Source organism: Escherichia fergusonii ATCC 35469 (assembly GCF_000026225.1).
In the GTDB taxonomy this organism is placed as follows: Bacteria; Pseudomonadota; Gammaproteobacteria; order Enterobacterales; family Enterobacteriaceae; genus Escherichia; species Escherichia fergusonii.
This window is the reverse complement of sequence record NC_011740.1, coordinates 650,328-670,665: the sequence shown is the minus strand read 5'-3', so window position 1 is coordinate 670,665 and position 20,338 is coordinate 650,328. Positions and strand designations below refer to the sequence as shown.

Below are 20,338 nucleotides of genomic sequence, written 5' to 3'. Positions count from 1 at the left end.
TTCCCGTATGGGAATGCTGTTGTGCGCATTAGTGGTGTTTGTAAATGATAGACAGCGTATAGCCCTGAACGCCGTCGCCGTTTGCCGGAATCGCAAGACCACTCTTACCATTACGGTCACTACCGTTAAGGCTGGTTCTTGCTTGTTCGTTAGTTTGCGGGATAACAATGTCTTTGTTATCGAAGCTGGCATTAGCAATACCGCCCGCCGCAGCAAGTTGTTTACTGTTACCGTTGAAGACCCACGCAAAGTCGTAGTTAGCGGTAACGTCCACATCCGTACCCGCATCGTACTTACCGTTCTGGTTTTCATCCGAGTACAGTTTGGCCACATACGTTTTGTTAAGTGCAATGGCCGTATTACCACCGATAAGGTTGGTAGTGGTGCCTTTCTCGAAGATGGCAACTTTCAGGTTCTGGTTCACAACCGGGCCGGGATCGACATTATCCGTATCGCTGCCGCCACCGCTGGCCGTTGAAATATCCAGCAGAGTCAGCGAAGTTCCCTCGAAAGGATTACCGGTCTGGGTGATGGGCTGGATTTCAACACCGATATAACGCCCACGTTCGTCATTGGTGAGTTTATAACTCGTCTTGCCTGCCGCTGCGGTCAGCTCCGTTTTACCGCCACCCGCATTATCGCTGTAACTGTACCATTTGATAGTCGCCGTCGTTTTCGCATCAATACCGTCTGGACCATCGTCGATATCCCCTTCGGTATCGCCGATATCCCACCCCAACGTGATGGTATCTCCTGAGTAAAGGCGTTTATCCGTCTCGCTACCTGAAGGACGGGTACCTTTACCATCTGACGTTACTTTGATGTGATCCGCATCGTCCGAGTTAATCGTGGCATTCCCACCCTCGCGATAGAGCCAGGGAATAGTCCCTTCGAATTCAGCGGTCGTTCCACTGGCAACCCAGGCGGCATCTTCCGCCATAGCGGCTGGTACGGCACAGTATCCAGCCAGCATCAGTGCCAGCGCGACTTTTGTCAGGCCACGTTTCATATGAGGTTTCATAAACACTCTCCTTGATTAATATTCAGCGGTGGCCCGATCAGCCATGGCGCCGACCCTATTTCTTGCTGTAATTGACCTGCAAACCGTATCCCTGCACACCATCGGTTACCTGAGCATTAAACTTTGCTGCCGCTTCCTTGTTGGTTACCGGGATCGCTATATCGACATTAGCGGTATTGGTTTGCGCGCCGGTATTGCCATTTACGCTATTCCCCGTGAATTCCCACTGGTAGTCATACTGTTTCATCTCGTCGTCAGTGAGCTTCTCAGAAAGCTGAAACACGCCGTCTTTGTTAGCGTCGCGCCACAGCACAAAGCGATAGCGGCTATTGAGGGGCAACGGTTCTTTGTTACCGATAAGATTGACGGGCTTAGCCGCACCAACGCGGTAGATAAAAGCATTCAGCCCGCCGATGTCAGAACCCAGGAACGTTACGTCAACATAGTTACTGTCATCGTAAGGTGCGGCTTTCGCCTTCCAGCGGAAAGTGCCGGGCAACGTACTGGAGAGCGTAACGGTCCCCTTTTCTTTATCTTGTTTGGCGATAAAAACGCACGGCACCTCGGTGGTGCAGGGTTTATTCGTCAGCGTCACTTTTTTATCGTTGGCATCAAACAGCTGCGGGCTGAGATTATCCTGCGGCAAGACATTACCGTTACGGTCAGTGTTGTCGCCAAAGCTATCGGTAACGTCGAGATCCATGACGACACCATCTACACCATCCGCTTGCGCGCTGGCTTCGTGGCTGTGATTGTTCTCATCCGGTACATTGGCGATGTTGTTAACAATGAGCTCAATTTTACGGTCCTGCTGAACGGTAATTTCCACCACGCCGGAGTTCTGCCGATTGCCCTTTTCATCTTCCAGCGCCAGACGTACCCGCCAGGTATTGAGTTTTTCCTGGTCGGCTTTATCAGAGCTGTACTGCCAGGCAGGCAGCACCAGATTCCAGTGGTTGTTGGTCCCTTCAGTAAGCGTATTTTCTTTGATAACCGGCATCACCAGCGTACGTGCAGCATTGTTTTTCGCCTGCCAGGAGGCAGCAACGATTTTGTAGTGATGATTAATGAGCGCGTTAATGGTCCACTTACATTTTTCCAGCCCGATGGCTGCTTCTGGCGTATCTTTAATCACGCACTCGGGATGTTCATTCGTCGCATCAGCTTTCAGCCACAAAGTGACATCGAGGGGATCTTTCTCTTTGTATTCCAGAACAATAAAGTTGTTACGTTCAACAAAGTCGTGACGGCTGCCCATGAGCGAGTGAGCCGCGCTCACTTTGTCAGGATCAAGCTGGTCTTTGAGCGGGACGCCAAACTGGTAGTTCAGCGTTGCGTTAACAGAAAGATCGGTATTATCGCCAGTGCCAGCTTTGAAATCTGTACCGACGGCAATGAGCGGTACGGGCTGGTATTTCACACCCAGCGTGACGGCGAAGGGATCTTTCTCCAGATTATCAGTTCCAAAAAGCGCGACTTCATCACCGTAATACTGTTCGAAAACGATTTTACCGCCAAGCTGCGGGTAAGCGGGTAGCCAGGCGTCGGCGCGAATATCCCAGCCGCGCGCAGGACGCTCCTCATAAAAATCAAAATCTTCGGAGTCTTTCCAATCAGAAAGCGGGTGATAATAGTTGCCAGAGAATTTTAAATAATCAGTCCACGCTTCGGCGCCTAAACCTAAACGGCGATGTCCTCGGGTAAAATCATAATCATAAAATATATTTCCACCCAACAACCATTTTTCAAAATTATGTCTTACACCAAGCCCAATATTCCCGATCGTACGATCTTCTTTTCGTTGTGCGGAAAATTGGCTGAAATAAACAGTAGTTTGATTATCATACCAGGGAACAAAATAGTCGATGGAACTGCCATCCAGATCGCCGCCCTGACCAAGAGAAAGATTCGTTCGGACCTTACCGTAGGGGGAGAGTGTATCCTCAATATAAGATTGTGTCGTAGAGGTAATTTGACTTTGCAGATAGCTTCTGGCCTGGGACTCCAGCGCCTCGGGTGTCAGGTTTTCAAACCCTTGCGTGGCGGAGTTAATGACGTAATCGGCACCACGCTCTTTTAGCGATTTACCCTTGTTAGTTTGTTCTTCCTGTTGTGCGGCCTGACTACCTAAATCAGGTAACGATTCTTTATGCTCAACATTTATCTCTGGAGCCGCAAAAGCAGCTCCAGAGATAAATGTTAGCATAATACAGCGTTTCCATCGCAGCATGCACATCCCCTGTGACATTAATAATGCTTAAAATAAGCTTTAATATTCTATTCCAGATTGTTCAGAAAGGCACGCCAGGAAAACTAAATATAATCTTAAATTTATAACACAGTGATTTCATTCACTTGTATTTGCGCTTCAACAAATAAAATAGGATGAAATCATTTATATTATGAATACAAATGATTTCATCATATATTTAAATAATATTAAGCAACAATAAATTCAACGCGTTTTTTAGATATTAAACCGTGCCCATGCTGGCAGAAATAATCTACTGCACCACAAGCTTTTAACACTTGTAATGGCTGATGACAGTCAGGACAAAGCGCCTGAATGGTGAAATCTTTGGCACAAGTTGCACAGTGGGCAGTTTCACCGTTGCGTTCGAGAGGGTTATGGCAGATTGGGCAGTTGAGTTCCATAAATACTCCTCGCCTGTTGTTCAGTTTCCCTCTCCGTTTGGAAAGGGAAACCAGATAAGTGATTACTTACTTTTCTTAATATGCTTCATCAAACGCTTACGCTTGCGCATCTGGGTCGGCGTCAGGGTGTTACGCTTGTTCGCATATGGGTTTTCCCCTTCTTTGAACTGAATACGAATCGGCGTACCCATCACGTCCAGAGACTTGCGGAAGTAATTCATCAAGTAGCGTTTGTACGAATCAGGCAGGTCTTTCACCTGGTTGCCGTGAATCACCACAATCGGCGGATTGTAACCACCGGCGTGGGCATATTTCAGCTTCACACGACGCCCGCGAACCAGCGGCGGCTGGTGATCTTCAACCGCCATGGTCATGATACGCGTCAACATAGATGTCCCCACACGACGAGTGGAACTGTCATACGCTTCACGTACTGACTCAAATAGGTTACCAACGCCGCTGCCGTGTAATGCAGAAATAAAATGCACGCGAGCAAAGTCGATAAAGCCCAGACGGAAGTCCAGCGTCTCTTTTACTTGCTCTTTCACTTCCTGGCTCAGGCCGTCCCACTTGTTCACTACAATCACAAGTGAGCGCCCACTATTGAGAATAAAGCCCAGCAGGGAGAGATCCTGATCGGAAATACCTTCGCGAGCATCAATCACCAACATCACCACGTTGGCATCCTCAATCGCCTGCAATGTTTTGATTACGGAGAATTTCTCTACCGCATCGGTGATTTTGCCGCGTTTACGTACGCCGGCAGTATCGATGAGCACATACTCACGTCCATCGCGTTCCATTGGAATGTAAATACTGTCACGCGTGGTGCCTGGCATGTCATAAACCACAACGCGCTCTTCGCCAAGGATACGGTTAGTGAGTGTAGACTTACCAACGTTTGGACGACCCACTATCGCCAGTTTGATTGGCAGGCTTTGCGGGTCGAAGTCATCTTCCTCTTCTTCTTCGCCGTTTTCTTCTGCTTCAAATTGCGCCCAGTATTCAGCGTCTTCATCCACTTCTTCTTGTGGTGCGAGATCTTCCATCCACGGCAGCAGCACGTGCTCCAGCAGACTTAATACGCCACGACCGTGAGATGCGGCGATCGGGTAGATTTCACCTAAACCAAGCGAGTAGAAATCAACCACCGCCTGATCAGGATCCAACCCGTCAGTTTTGTTTGCCACCAGGAAGGTTGGCTTTTCGCGGGAGCGCAGATGTTTGGCAATCGCTTCATCCGCAGGCATCAGGCCAGCGCGCGCATCGACCATAAACAGCACAACATCTGCTTCTTCGATCGCAAGCAGCGATTGTTCTGCCATACGAGTCTCTACACCGTCTTCGGTGCCATCAATCCCGCCAGTATCAATACAAATAAACTCGCGGCCTTCAATTTCTGCACGACCGTATTTACGGTCACGAGTCAGACCTGGGAAATCCGCAACCAGCGCATCTCGTGTGCGAGTTAGACGGTTAAATAACGTGGATTTTCCGACGTTAGGGCGCCCGACAAGCGCGACCACAGGTACCATGTTTAAAGCCTCATTTTTATAAATCATCAAACAACGCTCACAAATTTGCGCCGTTGTTAAAAACAGGAAAACGGCCCCTTGTCCAGGAGCCGTTTTTTAAAACTAACAGCCAAGACGATTAACGCGTAATGGAATACAGCGTACCGTCTTTCGCCTGGATTAGCAGTTTGCCATCAGCAGCTACTGGCTCAGTAACAAAACCAGAGCTATCAACTTTCTGTTGAGCAACAAAACGACCATCTTCGGTGTTGATCCAGTGCAGATAACCTTCGCTGTCACCCACCACCAGGTTGCCGTTATACAGCACCGGAGCAGTTAACAGACGATGCAGCAGATCGCTTTGCGTCCATAAGGTCACGCCACCATCAGTGGTCAGCGCCAGCAAGCGGTCATTCTGATCGACCAGATAAATACGGTTACCGTCAACGATAAAATCGTTCACCGAACCCAGTTCGCGTTTCCACATAATCTGACCGCTACGCAGATCGAGCGCAGTCAGATTACCATTATAAGCCAGTGCATAAACGACGCCATTTACGACCACTGGCGTAGTATCAACATCGCTCAAACGGTCAATCTCTGTGGAACCGGTCGCCTGAGAGATACGCTGCTGCCAAATCATCTGGCCTTGCTGCATCAACACGGCACTGACGCGACCATTATCACCACCGACAATCGCTGCACCAAAGGCGGTTGCTGGAGCAGACTCACCACGCAGTGAAAGCGAAGGCATATCAAGGTTAACCGTCCATTTGATAGCGCCGTCAGCTTCGTTCAAAGCCTGCAACTGACCATTGCTGGTGTGAATTAATACCAGACCATCGCTAACCACCGGGCGAGAAAGCGCCTCACCAGCAACTTTGGTCTGCCATGCAACAGTTCCGTCGCCAGCATTCAGCGCATAAACCTGCGCTTTTTCGCTACCCACATAAACCTTGCCACCCGCAACCGTTACACCGCCAGAGAGCAGTGCTGGGGTTTTCGATAACCAGCCATCTTTCTCAGCAAGACTGATAGACCAGATTTCTTTGCCATCGTCAGCATTAACGGCTTTAACGACACCTGCGCGATCGGCTGCGTAGACAACGTTATCTGCCAAAGCAGGATGAAGATTAGAGTAGTAATCACCAATACCGTTACCGACCGAGGTGCTCCACGCCGTTGACGGTTCAAATTGGTTTTCAACCGTCGGTAATGGGGACATCTTAACGACATCTTCTTCGCCGCTAAATAGTGAACAACCGCTCAATAAGGTAACGGAAAGCAGTCCTGGCAGAAGTAATTTACGCAATTGCATCGGGTCCCTCTCAGATGGACAAATTATTGATTTTCATCCGCATCATTTCACTCAACGCAGGAGAGGCATCGCTTTTCACACCCGCTTCCCATGCGCTACGCGCACCTTGTTTATCGCCTTTACTCAACAACGCTTCGCCACGCAGGTCGGCAACTATTGCTGCCCATCCTTCACCTTTGATTGTGTCGAGGGTTTTTAGCGCAGCATCTGCTTGTTTGAGTTGCACCTGAACGCGGGCAAGACGCAGATTAATCACCGCTTTGAGATTTTCATCGCTGGTAGCTGTCAGCCCTTGTTGTAACTGAGCCTCAGCTTTCTGCAATTCATTTTTGTCAACAAACTGCTGCGCAAGTTCCAGAGAAGCCAACGCACCGTAGGTATTTTTGTTCTCTGTCACAAATTTCTCTGCAACAACAATACCTTCAGGTTTACCAGCACTCGCTTCGGTAACTGCATTTTGATAAGCCAGAGAAGCAGAGCGTGCAGTCTCAACTTGATGACTGTTCCAGTAGCGCCAGCCAATCAGTGCGCCTACTCCTAAAATCACCCCAACAGCCAGGGCTTTGCCATTTTCGGCAAAAAAGCGTTTTACCGCGTCAACCTGGTCGTTTTCGTTCTCGTAAATTTCCACGCTGTCCTTCTCCTTCCTTAACCCAGTAACGTGCGCAAATGCGCGGCTACGCTATCCTGCGCGACTGCCGTTTGCTCACCAGAGCGCAAATCTTTCACTACCGCCGTACCGTTAGCCACTTCTGACTCACCCAGTACTACAGCAATACGTGCGCCCCACTTATCAGCGCGGCCAAATTGTTTTTTAAAGTTGCCACCGCCGTGGTTGGTCATCAGTTTCACGCCCGGTAATTCATCACGCAGGCGCTCGGCTAATGCCATTGCCGCAGGCTGTGTGTCAGCACCTGAAGCCACCAGATATATATCGACAACAGGATCGGCTTTAAATTCCGGATTAACGGCCTGAACTAACAATACAAGACGTTCGAGGCCCATCGCGAAACCGACTGCCGATGTTGCACGACCACCCAGTTGTTCCACCAGACCATCATAACGACCGCCTGCACACACAGTACCCTGGGAACCGAGGCTGTTAGTCACCCACTCGAAAACAGTACGGTTATAGTAATCCAGACCACGCACCAGACGCTGGTTTACGGTGTAAGCGATACCCGCGCTCTCCAGCAGTTTGCACAGACCAGCAAAGTGCTCACGAGATTCCTCGTCCAGATAATCGCCTAATGCCGGAGCGTCGTTGAGAAGCGCCTGCACTTCCGGATTTTTGGAATCCAGCACGCGCAACGGGTTAGTGTACATGCGGCGTTTGCAGTCTTCGTCCAGCTTTTCTTTATGCTGCTCAAGGAATGCAACCAGCGCATCGCGATAATTGGCGCGTGCTTCCAGCGAACCGATAGAGTTCAGCTCAAGAGTTACGTGTTCGGAGATACCCAGTTCACGCCACCAACGAGCAGTAAGCATAATGAGTTCGGCGTCGATATCTGGACCCTGTAGGCCAAAAACTTCGAGACCGATTTGGTGGAACTGTCGATAACGACCTTTTTGCGGGCGTTCGTGACGGAACATCGGCCCCATATACCACAAACGCTGTTCCTGATTGTACAGAAGGCCATGCTCTATACCGGCGCGTACACATCCTGCTGTACCTTCAGGGCGAAGAGTTAACGAGACAACCTCTTTTGCATCACGCTCACGATCGTTGAAGGTGTACATCTCCTTTTCAACAACATCGGTAACTTCACCGATAGCGCGCTTAAACAGTGGCGTTTGCTCAAGAATAGGTGTGCGAATCTCACTGTATCCGTAAGACTCAACAACGCTTTTAATTATGCGCTCAACGCGTTGCCATACAGCGGTTTCCACTGGCAAATAATCATTCATACCGCGTACAGACTGAATTTTCTTCGACACGTTTATTCTCTTTCTGAATATAAAAATGAACCCTCAACGCGCCCCTCAATATTTCGGGAGCCATGCGGGTTCAATCATACACGGGAAGCGAGGTGCTTCCCATCACGTTATTATTTTTCAACCTGCTGAACGTCAATTCGACGCGCTTCGTCCAGTTGACTGGCTTTCGCGCGAATGCGCGCTTCCAGCTGGTCGATCATGTCATTGTTGTCCAGACGGTCTTTGCGCACGCCGTCTTCATAAAGGCCGCTTTTCTTGTTGCCGCCCGTGACGCCAAGTGTAGAAACCAGTGCCTCGCCAGGGCCATTCACCACGCAACCAATGATCGAAACGTCCATCGGAGTGATGATATCTTCCAGGCGTTGCTCCAGGGCGTTAACCGTACCGATAACGTCAAACTCCTGACGCGAACAGGTCGGGCAGGCGATGAAGTTGATCCCACGCGAACGGATACGCAGCGATTTCAAAATATCGAAACCGACTTTGATCTCTTCGACCGGATCGGCCGCCAGCGATACGCGCAGCGTGTCGCCGATGCCTTCAGACAGCAGCAGGCCTAAACCAATGGCAGATTTTACTGCCCCACTGCGTGCGCCACCCGCTTCGGTGATCCCAAGATGCAGCGGTTGATCGATCTGTTTTGCCAGCAGACGATAAGACTCAACAGCGAGGAAGACATCAGACGCTTTGACGCTGACTTTGAACTGATCGAAGTTCAGACGATCAAGATGATCAACATGGCGCATGGCAGATTCCAGCAATGCCTGCGGCGTCGGTTCGCCATACTTTTCTTGCAGATCTTTTTCCAGCGATCCAGCGTTAACGCCAATACGGATCGGAATGTTTTTATCGCGCGCGCAGTCAACCACCATGCGAATACGCTCTTCATTACCGATATTGCCAGGGTTAATACGCAAACAATCAACCCCGTATTCCGCTACTTTCAGCGCAATGCGATAGTCAAAGTGGATATCAGCCACCAGCGGTACGTTAACCTGCTGTTTGATGAGTTTGAACGCTTCTGCCGCGTCCATCGTCGGTACGGAGACACGGACGATATCAGCGCCAACACGTTCCAGCGCCTTAATTTGATTGACCGTCGCTTCGACGTCTGTCGTACGCGTATTGGTCATGGACTGTACGGCGATGGGGGCACCATCGCCAATCGGCACATTCCCAACGTAAATCCGTGTTGATTTTCTACGTTGAATTGGAGCCTGGTTATGCATGAAAAATCTCCCGCGTTACCCGTCTGTTACTGCGCCGGTGATTGTTCGGCATTTAGGGTCAGACGCGCAACCTGGTTAGTTCTGATAAAACGACTCAGATCGACAGGTTTCCCTTGATACTGGATCTGTACTGCGGCTGGCGCACCAATTTTCAGTTTGTACGGAGCCTGGCCGGTTAAATTCAAATTACCGTCTTTACGCTGCATACCGCTAAACAGTTTTTTACCGGTAGCATCAGTGACTTCCAGCCAGCAATCGGCAGTAAAGTTCATCACCAACGCATTCGGGTCAGCCGCCGGCGTGGTCACGCCTGCCTGATCGGTTGGCAGCGGAGTAGCAGTATCTGGAGTCGTGGTTGTAGCAGGTGCTGCTGGCGCAGTTGTAGCGGTGTCAACATTAGCCTGCGAAGGAGGAACGACGGCATTCTGCTGCGGTTCAGTGACTGGCGCAGGGGTAGAAGCAGCAGGCGTTTGTTCATTTGCAGTGGTATCCACCGGAGCAGCAGGAGCCGGTGTAGCTTCCGGGACAGTTGTCGTGCTGTTTTCCAGTGGAATACTTTGTGAATTCGTGCCGTTAGCATTTAACTCAGCAGAAGATTGATCAGCCATGGTAGTGATTTCTTCCTGCTGGGCTTTGTGATCCTGCCACCACCAGGCACCGCTCAGGCCAATGACAACAAACAGCACCAGCCAGGTGAACGTCATCAACCAGCCGTCACGTTTTTTGCGGCGCTTTCCGAGGGAAAAACTCTGCATTGGCGCAACTTTTGCAGCCCGTAACGGAGCCTGTTTTTCCAGTCCCGGCAGCAGTTCTTCTTCTGGAATATGCACCAGACGCGCATAAGAGCGGATATATCCGCGCAGGAATGTTGAAGCAAGATCGGCAGGTGCCTTATCTTCTTCAATATCGCGTACCGTGGAAACCTTCAGGCAAAGTCGCTCAGCAACCGCTTGCTGGCTGAGTCCGAGTTGTTCACGGGCGTTACGTAGACGAACGCCAGTGGTAAGTGCTTCATTTTGGTCGTGCGTGGCTTCAGTATTCATTCGCGACAGCTGCTGGTACGTGTAAATGAGAATTCAGATGCCGGCGAGCGGTAAGCTCACCCACACCGCGAAACATCAGATCAGTTAGCTTTAATCATACAGTATAAGGCGGTCTTTGTGCTCATGACAAAACAGCCTGGTAGCAAAAGCTAACTTATTGTTGCATCGTTACATACTGCCTTAAAGTCAACAAAAACGCACCGTAATTATTGACCAGGCAATTGAAACAGACTGCTACATTCATAAAACAATACGCCACGGTATATAAAACAACCGTGGCGTAACATTTATCAGACAGAACGAACGTCGATAGCCTCACCCTGCATCCGTTTACGCAGAGTACGTTTCGTACGGTCGATAACATCGCCCGCCAACTGACCACAGGCAGCATCGATATCATCACCACGAGTTTTACGCACAATAGTGGTGAAACCGTAGCTCATCAGCACTTTTGAGAAACGGTCGATACGGCTGTTCGAACTGCGTCCATACGGCGCGCCAGGGAACGGGTTCCACGGGATCAGGTTGATCTTACACGGCGTATCTTTCAGCAGCTCCGCCAGTTGGTGCGCGTGTTCAGTGCCGTCGTTAACGTGATCAAGCATCACGTATTCAATAGTAACTCGGCCCTGATTGGCGTTAGATTTCTCCAGATAGCGGCGCACCGCAGCAAGGAACGTTTCGATATTGTACTTTTTGTTGATCGGCACAATTTCGTCACGAATTTCGTCGTTCGGCGCGTGCAGGGAAATTGCCAGCGCTACGTCGATCATATCGCCCAGTTTATCCAGCGCCGGAACTACACCGGAAGTGGAAAGCGTAACGCGACGTTTAGACAGACCAAAACCGAAATCATCGAGCATGATTTCCATCGCCGGAACGACGTTGTTCAGGTTGAGCAGCGGCTCGCCCATACCCATCATCACTACGTTAGTGATTGGGCGCTGACCGGTGACTTTTGCTGCGCCAACGATTTTCGCCGCTCGCCACACCTGGCCGATAATTTCCGACACCCGCAGATTGCGGTTAAAGCCCTGCTGGGCGGTGGAACAGAATTTACACTCCAGCGCACACCCCACCTGCGAGGAAACGCAAAGCGTGGCACGGTCGTCTTCGGGGATATACACCGTTTCGACGCGCTGATCGCCAACGGCAATCGCCCATTTAATGGTGCCGTCAGATGAACGCTGTTCTTCAACCACTTCCGGTGCGCGAATTTCCGCCACCTCTTTCAGCTTGCCGCGCAACACTTTGTTGATGTCGGTCATCTCATCAAAGTTGTCGCAGCAATAGTGATACATCCACTTCATCACCTGATCGGCGCGGAAGGGTTTTTCACCTAAATCTTTAAAAAACTCCCGCATCTGCTGACGGTTGAGATCCAGCAGGTTGATTTTTCCATCTTTTGTGGTGACGTTTTCAGGTGTGACTAATTGTTCAGACATATGCTATTCCGGCCTCGTTATTACACGTTATGGCCCCTGGAGGGTTGAAAAAAGAAACGCCCCGGTGAGCGGCTGCTCGTCCGGGGGCGCTGCATTGTACAAATTCTGGCGCACGGATGCCACGTTTGCACGCGGCATTTATGAAATTATTAACGCGTGCGCGGGCACACTTCGCCTTCGCCGAAGAAATAAGCGATTTCGCGAGCGGCAGATTCGACGGAATCAGAACCGTGAGTACCATTTTCGGTCAGGCTGTCAGCGTAATCAGCACGCAGAGTACCGGCAAGTGCGTTTGCCGGATTGGTCGCGCCCAGCAGATCGCGGTGACGCTGAACGGCGTTTTCACCTTCCAGCACGGAAACCACGATCGGACCAGAGGTCATGAATTCAACCAGACCATCAAAGAACGGTTTTCCATCGTGTTCAGCATAAAAGCCACGAGCCTGTTCAACGGTCAGGTGCAGCATTTTGGTGCCGACAATTTTGAACCCTGCAGCTTCAAAGCGCGCAAAGATATTACCAATGACGTTTTTTGCTACCGCGTTCGGTTTGATGATGGAAAAAGTACGTTCAATAGCCATGTTTACCTCTGTAAAGTATTCGTTGTTGTCTGTACCTGCGTACGAGATGGCGCGGATTATAAAGAGCATCTGCGCTGTTGACTATTGATAGAGGTAACATTTTTTTAAAATAAAACGAGTTTAAGCAACAAATATGAGCAAAACAGACTACTGCATGACAAATCTCACTGTCGCCACCTGCCCCATTTCGTCCATTACCAGTAATTGATATTCACCCTTCTCGCGAAGTCGCAACGTTAAGCTATGACCACGTTCAGCTAACGGTTCACCATTAAGAAACCACCAGCGTTCGCCTGTTCCTCCGCTTGATTGTACTGGTAATGATGCATCGTTGGCTCCTGGCAAACGTTTGATAATTACCCCATCACGCACACCAATCAACTGCAAAGGTAACTGAGCATCGCGACCATAGGGCGGGCAATTTGTTGATGCTCCAGGTAAGCGTGCAACTCGTCGTTCAGCAGCAGGTAGCCAGGGTTCCAGCGGTAACGGCCAGACATTAATCATTTCTTGTCGAGCCTGAGGACAATCAGCAGCAACACGTTTACCTTGCTCATCAAGCCAGATGGGGAAACGAATCCCACTTATTCCTTCCTGCTCCGGTAAAAGTAATGTTGGTGGCTGGCTACCTTCGAGCAACCAGGTGGCAAGACGACGGCGGCAATTACTGTCACCTTCTGGCAATGATTGCCCACCAGGCCAGCAGATGACACCGCGACTGACAGACTTCGGCCGTGGATCTTCTGGTAGATTTATACTACGCGACATCAGGATGTTATTGACCTGATTAAGTAGAGGAACTGCGCTGGCAAAGCCAAACTGACCGACAACGGGCGTGCCGTCCGGTCTGCCTGTCCAGATACCGATTACGTAACGAGCGTTAACGCCAATAGCCCATGCATCGCGGTAACCGTAGCTGGTGCCCGTCTTCCATGCCAGAGGCGCAATACGCGGCAGGGAACTGTCCGGCAATGGTTGTGCTTCATCAGCCATGATGCGGCGGATTATCCACGCCGCACCTGGTGACATTAATGGTCGCTCAATTAAGGGAGCGTCAGGCTGTAAACGTAATTTACCTGCTTTGCCGTGGCGGGCAAAAGCGCTATAGGCTGCCGCCATCTCATCCAGACGAGCGCCAGCTCCGCCGAGAATTAACGAAAGATTTGGCGCCGCTCCCGCAGGTAAATACAGAGGCAAGCCAACATTACGCAATTTCGCCGCAAATCTTTTTGGGCCGTAGGCCTCCAGAACTTGCACTGCAGGTAAGTTCAGTGAGCGAACCAGGGCTTCGCTCATGCTGATCGGGCCATGAAAACCACTGTCAAAATTGCCAGGGCGATAATCACCTGTACGCCGGGGAACATCCTGCAACAACGATGACGGATGGATTAATCCTTCATCCAATGCCAAAGCATAAACAAACGGTTTAAGCACCGATCCTGGTGATCGGATCGCGTTAACCATATCGACATGCCCAAAACGGGAATCATCATTAAGATCAACAGATCCTACCCAACCACGCACACTCATATCAGTATGATCAACAACGATCAGTGCCAACGAACTGCGTGGTGGTAAGCGACTTTTCCAGTTTTGTGCCAACTCTTCCAACTGTCGTTGTAACCCTGCGTCCAGCGTGGTTACGATTTTGTCGCTTTTGCTTTTACCCAACATCATCCGCGAAAACAGCGGTGCCAGTTGTGGCATTTGTCTCGGCGCCAACCAGACTGGCTCTTCGCGCGACTCGTTCACCTGCTTAACAGACCACACGCCTTGTGTTGCCATACGTTCAAGCACTTTATTGCGTGCAGCTTCAGCACGCTCTGGCCAACGATCCGGACGCAGGCGGCTGGGGGCCTGTGGCAAAACGGCCAGCATTGCAGCTTCAGAGTAACTTAAATTAGCCGGAGACTTACCCAGGTAAGCCCAGCTTGCCGCACCAATCCCCTGTAACGTACCGCCAAATGGAGCACGGTTAAGGTACAGCGTCAGAATTTCACGTTTGGATAAGTGCCACTCCAGCTGAAACGCACGCCAGAGCTGGCGAATTTTCCCGCCAAAAGTTTTCGGGTGTGGATCAAGCAAACGAGCAACCTGCATGGTAAGTGTGCTACCACCGGAGATCACCCTGCCAGACGTAAGATCTTGCCAGGCCGCACGCACCACCGAGAAGGGGTTAACGCCGGGATGTTTCCAGAACCAACGATCTTCATAGTTGATCAACGCTTCAAGGTAACGCGGCGAAACATCGTCAATGGTGACCGGATAACGCCAGATTCCATCAGCATCGGCAAAACGCCACAGTGGCGTACCATCATGAGCAACAACAACACGTGCAGGAGCAACTTCCTGTAGCGGAAGAGGCCAGAGTTTATCAGCCCCCCACGCAACAAGAATCAGGAGAATGGGCGCGGCTGCTAACGAAATCCAGCAGCCGCGTTTACTTATCAGGCGACGCATTTACGGTCTGACAACCATGAATCCCTCTGACGCGCCACTTGCCCGCCACTGAGGCGCGTACATTGATTCAACCATTGGTTGCGGTACCAGATAGGTTCCCGGTGTTACTGCACGTGCCAGATATATCAGCGTTACTGGCTGGTATTTATCAACAGCTACCGCCGCGACATAGCGATCATCACGAAACTCTACGTGATTGATATTCGCCTGTTGCATCTGGATAAGCAGATTTTGCACTTTGCTACTACTTTGCTCCAGACTGGCACTACCATTTGCCAGATTCTGGTTTTCCAGTTCCAGTCCGGCTGGCAGCAGATCAACGACCAGAGCATCCGGCACGCTCTTGTTGGCTTTCACCTCCAACCAAACCAACACCAGTTCGCCACTGCGTAATGACTCCAGAGATTTGCTATTGCCGTTCGTATCGAGGATATGACGTTCAATTTGCAGTACATTACTGAAAGGTTCCGGTGCGGATTGCGGATAACCACTGGTATCCAGACGCAGCCATAACGGTTGATCGCCATTGTTAGTCACCTGCAATGTGGAGAGCTGATCACTATCCAGATTGCGGGTTTGTGATTTCTCCCCTGTCAGCGATTCGGCAGAAAGTGACGTTTGTGCCTGCCATTTACCTGGTAGATTTTCAAACGTACGCGCGGCCAGGTACAATGCATTCGTTTCTTGCGTTGACAGCCAACGTTTTCCAAACGCCTGTTCTGACAGAGTAAAAAGCAAACTATTTTGCTCGGCAGGAAGTAGTTTATTTTCCTCCAGCAGCGCCAGCATCAGAGCATTGTCGCGCAATGGGCTGCCATAATCTCCCCACCAACTACGTTGGTCACGGCGTGGCGTTTTTAGTGCCAGAGCAATAGCTTCTTCACCACGAGTGGCATCGCCCATGTTTTTCAACGCAATACCTAATTGCAGCAATGGTAAACCAGAAGCTGCATCCTCATGACGCCCCCAGATTTCTCGCAGAACACCAAGCGGCGCTTTCTGCTGGCGAGCAAGCACCAACGCTGCATAAGCCTGCACGGCAAACTTACTGGCTTTGAGGTTGTCCGCGTAAGGAATAGACATCATTCCTGGGTCCTGTAAATAGCGCAGCAGACGCTCGTTCCCATGGTTTATGGCCGTCGCTGGTACGCTATACCCCTGCTCTCCTGCACGAATTAAGAAATCCATAACATAAGCAGTCAACCAGTACTCTTCCTGGCTGTCTTTATCCCACAGCGCGAAGCCACCGTTATTACGCTGCATTTGCAACAAGCGTGAAATGCCGATATCCACCGCAGCACGGCGTTTCTCATCACTGTCACCTTTAATCCCGAGAGCCCAAAGCTGCGAGGAATTAGTATAAAGGGATGGGAATAAGCCACTGGTAGTTTGTTCCAGACAACCGTAAGGATAGGCCTTTAACTCTTTGATATAACGAGCAAGGTTAAAGGGTGGTTTCCCACTCAACACCAACTGACCTTCAAGTGTGGCTGGTGAGAAATTGCTCAGACTCTCTGCCGGGAGCGCCCAGGTTTCACCAGGCTGCAGCGCAAAACCATAATTAACGGTTTGTGCCGGGAATGCCGGACGCACGCCTATTTTCCAGTGCTTATGCTGATCGCCAAAGGTTTCACCAGGCAAATCCAGACCACTAATATTGGCCTGTATTTCGCCATCACCGAACCCCGTCAAGGCGCGAACCGGGATAAATAACGTGGTACGCACACCAGGGGCTAATTCTACTGGTGCAGGAGATTCACCTACCAACTCCAGCAAACCACTGGCTGAAACAGTGACATTCAGCTTTTGCGGTTTATCAGTCAGGTTGGTGATATCAAGGGTTAAACGAGAAGTATCACCACTCGCCATAAAGCGAGGTGTATTAAGCTCGGCAATCACTGGCGCTGCAACAACCACCTTACTTTCGCTGCTACCAAAGTCATCTGCTGTCCATGCCTGCGCCATCACCCGCAGTTCACCATTAAAATCGCCAATCGGCAGCGTAACCGTACCTTCACCTTGCTCGTTAAGGGTGACAGGTTGTGCTTGCTGCGCCACAATATTAACGTGATTAACTGGCGGTTTACCGCCACGTTTCAGCTCGTCACCATCGCCACCAAAACGCAATGCCGCAAGACGCCCCTGACTTTCAATAACCTGACCGTAAATATCATAGATATCCACGCCATAGCGTTTCTGACCAAAGAATGCCTGCCACGGATCGGGAGTGACATAATCCGTAATGTTTAGTACGCCACTATCAACAGCAGACACCAGGACATTGACTTGTTTCGGTGTTTCACCATTTTTGTTGCTGGCTTTAATCTTCACCGTGAGAGGTTTATTCGGGCGCATTTTAGCTGGAGTTTCCAGCGCCAGATCGAGACGACGGTTTTCATCGCCAAGCGGCAAATGCAACACCCCAACTGCCCGTTTCGGTGTCGCTGAGCGGGATTTATCCCCCGGACGCACCACCAGCGTACTCAAATAGAGATCATGACGATTCCAGTTTTTATCCACCGGGATACTCAAATCCAACCCTTGTGCAGGAACATCAATTTCTTTCCACCACAACGGTCCTTCGCTGGATTCGACCATTGCATAACCTTTACCTGCTGCTGGCGCAGCAATATGCAGTTTGATGATGTCGCCAGGGCGGTAATTAGCTTTGTCGAGTTTTAACGTCACGCGATCAGGACGCACCGTGCTACCGCCAGCACTGTTATCCTGCCAACTGTATCCCGCCCAAAAGCGAACACTACTGACTGCCTCATTGGGTGCTTTGACTTCCAGACGATATGCACCCCACTCAACAGGGAAACTGACTTTCCCGGTTTCGTCGGCTTGCAAATCCAGCGACTGCTCGTTTTCTACCAACTCTTTTTGATCAAACTGCGATTGCCAGCCTTCGGATTCAGACCAGTTCCAGTAATAATCGCGACGTTCCCGAATTAGACGAACCTGCAAGCCCGAAACCGGTTTTTTCACGCCCTGCGCATCGGCATAAACGATGTCAAAACTGGCAATACTGTTTTCATCAACCATCGGTTTTTTAACAGTCGTATTGGAGCTGTAGTCGTAGACAGGTTGAGTTGCAAATTGTGGGCGAATACCCGGTAGTGTATCGGCAGGCCAGATCGCCTGCTCTACCCGACGCGTTACCGGACGACCGCCAGATTCCAGCAAGCTGCCCTGGAAAATAACCTGTAATGGGGAGTGTGTTTCTTGCCACTCACTTGAAACATAGACTTCAGCACGCCCACTGTTATCCAGCGACAACTGAGTTTCATCCAAAGTGCGCGAAAGATTTTCAGCGGCAATGTCACCAAATTCGAAGCCAGGCAGTGCAGCAACTGCCTCCCGTAGTGGACGCAGGTAAAGTTGCCCTTGCAATGCATTGCCGCTGGCAGGTGCGCCATACAAGTAGTAACCCACCACGGAGAATTTCACGCTCTCTTTTGGCGACAACGGTTTTTTCTTACCCGTCAGATTCAGCGCCATGCGCTCTGGCATAAAATCTTCAACATGGAAATCCCACATTCGATACTGATTATCGCCAGTGTTAGCACGGATATGCCACATTCCTGTAGCTGCGCCACTATCTAACGGATACGTAAAGTGGTAAAGACCATTCTCCGGCTTACTCACGACGCTACGTAGCACCTGACCATCTGGCTTAATGACTTCAAGCTTAATTGGCTGATCTGGCAGTACTTTACCATCGGCATCGCGCAGTAAACCGTTGAGAATAACCGTTTCACCGGGGCGATAGAGATCGCGGGGGCCAAACATAAAGAATTGTTTGCTGAAACCAGGTTCACCAGCAATATCAAACTCAGCTAAATCGAGCGCAGGAAGTTTTAAATCAAGCAGTGTTGTTTGCCCGTCTTTACGCGCTAATAGCAACGCTGCATTTTTGTCGTTTTCAAGTTGTACATGGCCTTCTGCGTCACTGGCTGCTTGTGACAAGGTTTGACCTTTATCATTCAACAGTGTGACTTCAATTCCCTGCTGAGCAGCACCGTTTTCCAGACTCTGGGTAAATACATCCAGACGATTCTGGTAACTGTGAACAGAAACACCGATATCACTGAGAGTAAACAACGTCGCCGGATAGCTATAGTCATAACGACCCGCCTGGTTCATCACTGCAAGGTAAACTCCCGCCTGCTGCAGCGGCTTAATATCACTCAAAGGAAGTTGTAATTTCTCGCGGGTATTACGCGTCGGATTCAGATCAAAACGTCCGGTATAGACCAGGTCCGCCATCTTCAGCAATTTATCTGACTGCCAGTTTTCCATCGAGTTACGGTAGTTCCACTGGCTAACAAATGAAGGTAATGTCTCTGGTTTGATGCGAAAAAAGTTAACGTCAACGCTATTAACATTTAGTGCCAGTACCGGTAGACCTTCAGCGACTTTTCCTGGAAGTAACGAGCCGCGACTGGCAAATCCGACACTGGGCTGAATATTACGGGTAGTAATGGTTTTCTGGTAATCAATGCCGAACGCAGCGTTATTTAACCCTTTTAGTTCACGTCTTACTGCTACCACCAACTCACGCTGAGGTTCCAGATGCCGTAAACGCAATTCCTTGAGATTGTCAGAGAGCTCCCATGCACCATCAACTGTGCCGCTCCTGGTGTCGACTACAGTGACAAGACGAGAGAAATCTTGCTCCGGATCTAAAGGAATAGAGAATGTCAGCAGTAATGTTGCCGCACCCTCTAACTGTACTTCCGAGAGGTCGAGCAAAGCCAGCGACTTTCCAGCACTTTGCTGAGCAAGTTTTTTCCGTTTTTCAAGCGATTGTGAAGAAGGCTTCGCCGGACTGGTAGCCTCTGTTGAGGTATTATTTTTTTCAGATGCTGCCTGCTCTGCTGGCGGGTTAGTTTTACCCGTCGCTGATGTTTTATCGTTGTTGTCGCACCCCGAAAGGGCCAGCAGCAACATACAGGCTACTACATTTAACTTTCTCATCTTTCATCCCTGCCCTGATGGCCCATAGCCACGTCGAGTAATTATTATGCGTGAGAATTATCGTTATGTAATTGAGTATCACGTCCGCAGAGTCTGAATTTTAGTGCGAAATGTGGCTTAAGCAGCCAAATTAATCCCTTTTGCTTGTCGCTTT

13 protein-coding genes are annotated in these 20,338 nt (G+C 50.2%); all 13 read right to left on the bottom strand.

Going from position 1 to position 20,338, the window contains the following annotated elements; all coding sequences use genetic code 11:
- Positions 1-28: 28 nt before the first annotated feature.
- The 13 genes from EFER_RS03430 to EFER_RS03370 all read right to left on the bottom strand — a co-directional run bounded on the left by EFER_RS03430 (position 29) and on the right by EFER_RS03370 (position 20,184).
- A complete protein-coding gene (locus tag EFER_RS03430; protein ID WP_000802326.1) occupies positions 29-1,021 on the bottom strand; it encodes a SinI family autotransporter-associated protein in 993 nt (330 codons plus the stop codon).
- A 55-nt stretch (positions 1,022-1,076) separates the two neighbouring features.
- Complete coding sequence (gene sinH / locus EFER_RS03425; protein WP_024256392.1) at positions 1,077-3,251, bottom strand: intimin-like inverse autotransporter SinH; 2,175 nt, start codon at positions 3,249-3,251, stop codon at positions 1,077-1,079.
- Between the two features lie 209 nt (positions 3,252-3,460).
- Positions 3,461-3,676 (bottom strand): zinc ribbon domain-containing protein, encoded by a 216-nt coding sequence (locus EFER_RS03420; protein WP_000422353.1) that lies wholly within the window; start codon positions 3,674-3,676, stop codon positions 3,461-3,463.
- Between the two features lie 62 nt (positions 3,677-3,738).
- On the bottom strand, positions 3,739-5,211 hold the full coding sequence (der, locus tag EFER_RS03415; protein ID WP_001317982.1) for a ribosome biogenesis GTPase Der: 1,473 nt from the start codon (positions 5,209-5,211) through the stop codon (positions 3,739-3,741).
- Between the two features lie 118 nt (positions 5,212-5,329).
- On the bottom strand, positions 5,330-6,508 hold the full coding sequence (bamB, locus tag EFER_RS03410; RefSeq protein WP_001177077.1) for an outer membrane protein assembly factor BamB: 1,179 nt from the start codon (positions 6,506-6,508) through the stop codon (positions 5,330-5,332).
- A 10-nt stretch (positions 6,509-6,518) separates the two neighbouring features.
- Positions 6,519-7,139 carry a YfgM family protein gene (locus EFER_RS03405; RefSeq protein ID WP_000409194.1) on the bottom strand — a complete coding sequence of 207 codons (621 nt, stop codon included), beginning with the start codon at positions 7,137-7,139 and terminating at the stop codon, positions 6,519-6,521.
- Between the two features lie 17 nt (positions 7,140-7,156).
- The gene (gene hisS / locus EFER_RS03400; protein ID WP_000037895.1) at positions 7,157-8,446 is read right to left on the bottom strand and encodes a histidine--tRNA ligase; all 1,290 of its coding nucleotides are present in this window, start codon (positions 8,444-8,446) and stop codon (positions 7,157-7,159) included.
- Positions 8,447-8,556: 110 nt separating this feature from the next.
- The gene (ispG, locus tag EFER_RS03395; protein WP_000551807.1) at positions 8,557-9,675 is read right to left on the bottom strand and encodes a flavodoxin-dependent (E)-4-hydroxy-3-methylbut-2-enyl-diphosphate synthase; all 1,119 of its coding nucleotides are present in this window, start codon (positions 9,673-9,675) and stop codon (positions 8,557-8,559) included.
- A gap of 26 nt (positions 9,676-9,701) precedes the next feature.
- Positions 9,702-10,718 (bottom strand): cytoskeleton protein RodZ, encoded by a 1,017-nt coding sequence (gene rodZ / locus EFER_RS03390; protein ID WP_001090875.1) that lies wholly within the window; start codon positions 10,716-10,718, stop codon positions 9,702-9,704.
- 290 nt (positions 10,719-11,008) lie between these two features.
- Positions 11,009-12,163: a dual-specificity RNA methyltransferase RlmN gene (gene rlmN, locus EFER_RS03385; RefSeq protein WP_000003319.1), complete on the bottom strand. Its 1,155-nt coding sequence runs from the start codon at positions 12,161-12,163 to the stop codon at positions 11,009-11,011.
- A gap of 149 nt (positions 12,164-12,312) precedes the next feature.
- Positions 12,313-12,744, bottom strand: coding sequence for a nucleoside-diphosphate kinase (ndk, locus tag EFER_RS03380; protein ID WP_000963837.1), 432 nt, complete (start codon positions 12,742-12,744; stop codon positions 12,313-12,315).
- A 147-nt stretch (positions 12,745-12,891) separates the two neighbouring features.
- Entirely contained in the window at positions 12,892-15,204 is a 2,313-nt protein-coding gene (gene pbpC, locus EFER_RS03375) for a peptidoglycan glycosyltransferase PbpC (protein ID WP_001253400.1), read from the bottom strand.
- The gene (locus EFER_RS03370) at positions 15,205-20,184 is read right to left on the bottom strand and encodes an alpha-2-macroglobulin family protein (protein WP_001228873.1); all 4,980 of its coding nucleotides are present in this window, start codon (positions 20,182-20,184) and stop codon (positions 15,205-15,207) included.
- Positions 20,185-20,338: the final 154 nt, after the last annotated feature.

Bases quoted from the DNA above. Each gene is read 5' to 3' on its own strand.
- EFER_RS03430 (WP_000802326.1), bottom strand. From the start codon at position 1,021: ATGAAACCTCATATGAAACGTGGCCTGACAAAAGTCGCGCTGGCACTG.
- sinH (WP_024256392.1), bottom strand. From the start codon at position 3,251: ATGCTGCGATGGAAACGCTGTATTATGCTAACATTTATCTCTGGAGCT.
- EFER_RS03420 (WP_000422353.1), bottom strand. From the start codon at position 3,676: ATGGAACTCAACTGCCCAATCTGCCATAACCCTCTCGAACGCAACGGT.
- der (WP_001317982.1), bottom strand. From the start codon at position 5,211: ATGGTACCTGTGGTCGCGCTTGTCGGGCGCCCTAACGTCGGAAAATCC.
- bamB (WP_001177077.1), bottom strand. From the start codon at position 6,508: ATGCAATTGCGTAAATTACTTCTGCCAGGACTGCTTTCCGTTACCTTA.
- ispG (WP_000551807.1), bottom strand. From the start codon at position 9,675: ATGCATAACCAGGCTCCAATTCAACGTAGAAAATCAACACGGATTTAC.
- rodZ (WP_001090875.1), bottom strand. From the start codon at position 10,718: ATGAATACTGAAGCCACGCACGACCAAAATGAAGCACTTACCACTGGC.
- rlmN (WP_000003319.1), bottom strand. From the start codon at position 12,163: ATGTCTGAACAATTAGTCACACCTGAAAACGTCACCACAAAAGATGGA.
- ndk (WP_000963837.1), bottom strand. From the start codon at position 12,744: ATGGCTATTGAACGTACTTTTTCCATCATCAAACCGAACGCGGTAGCA.
- pbpC (WP_001253400.1), bottom strand. From the start codon at position 15,204: ATGCGTCGCCTGATAAGTAAACGCGGCTGCTGGATTTCGTTAGCAGCC.
- EFER_RS03370 (WP_001228873.1), bottom strand. From the start codon at position 20,184: ATGAGAAAGTTAAATGTAGTAGCCTGTATGTTGCTGCTGGCCCTTTCG.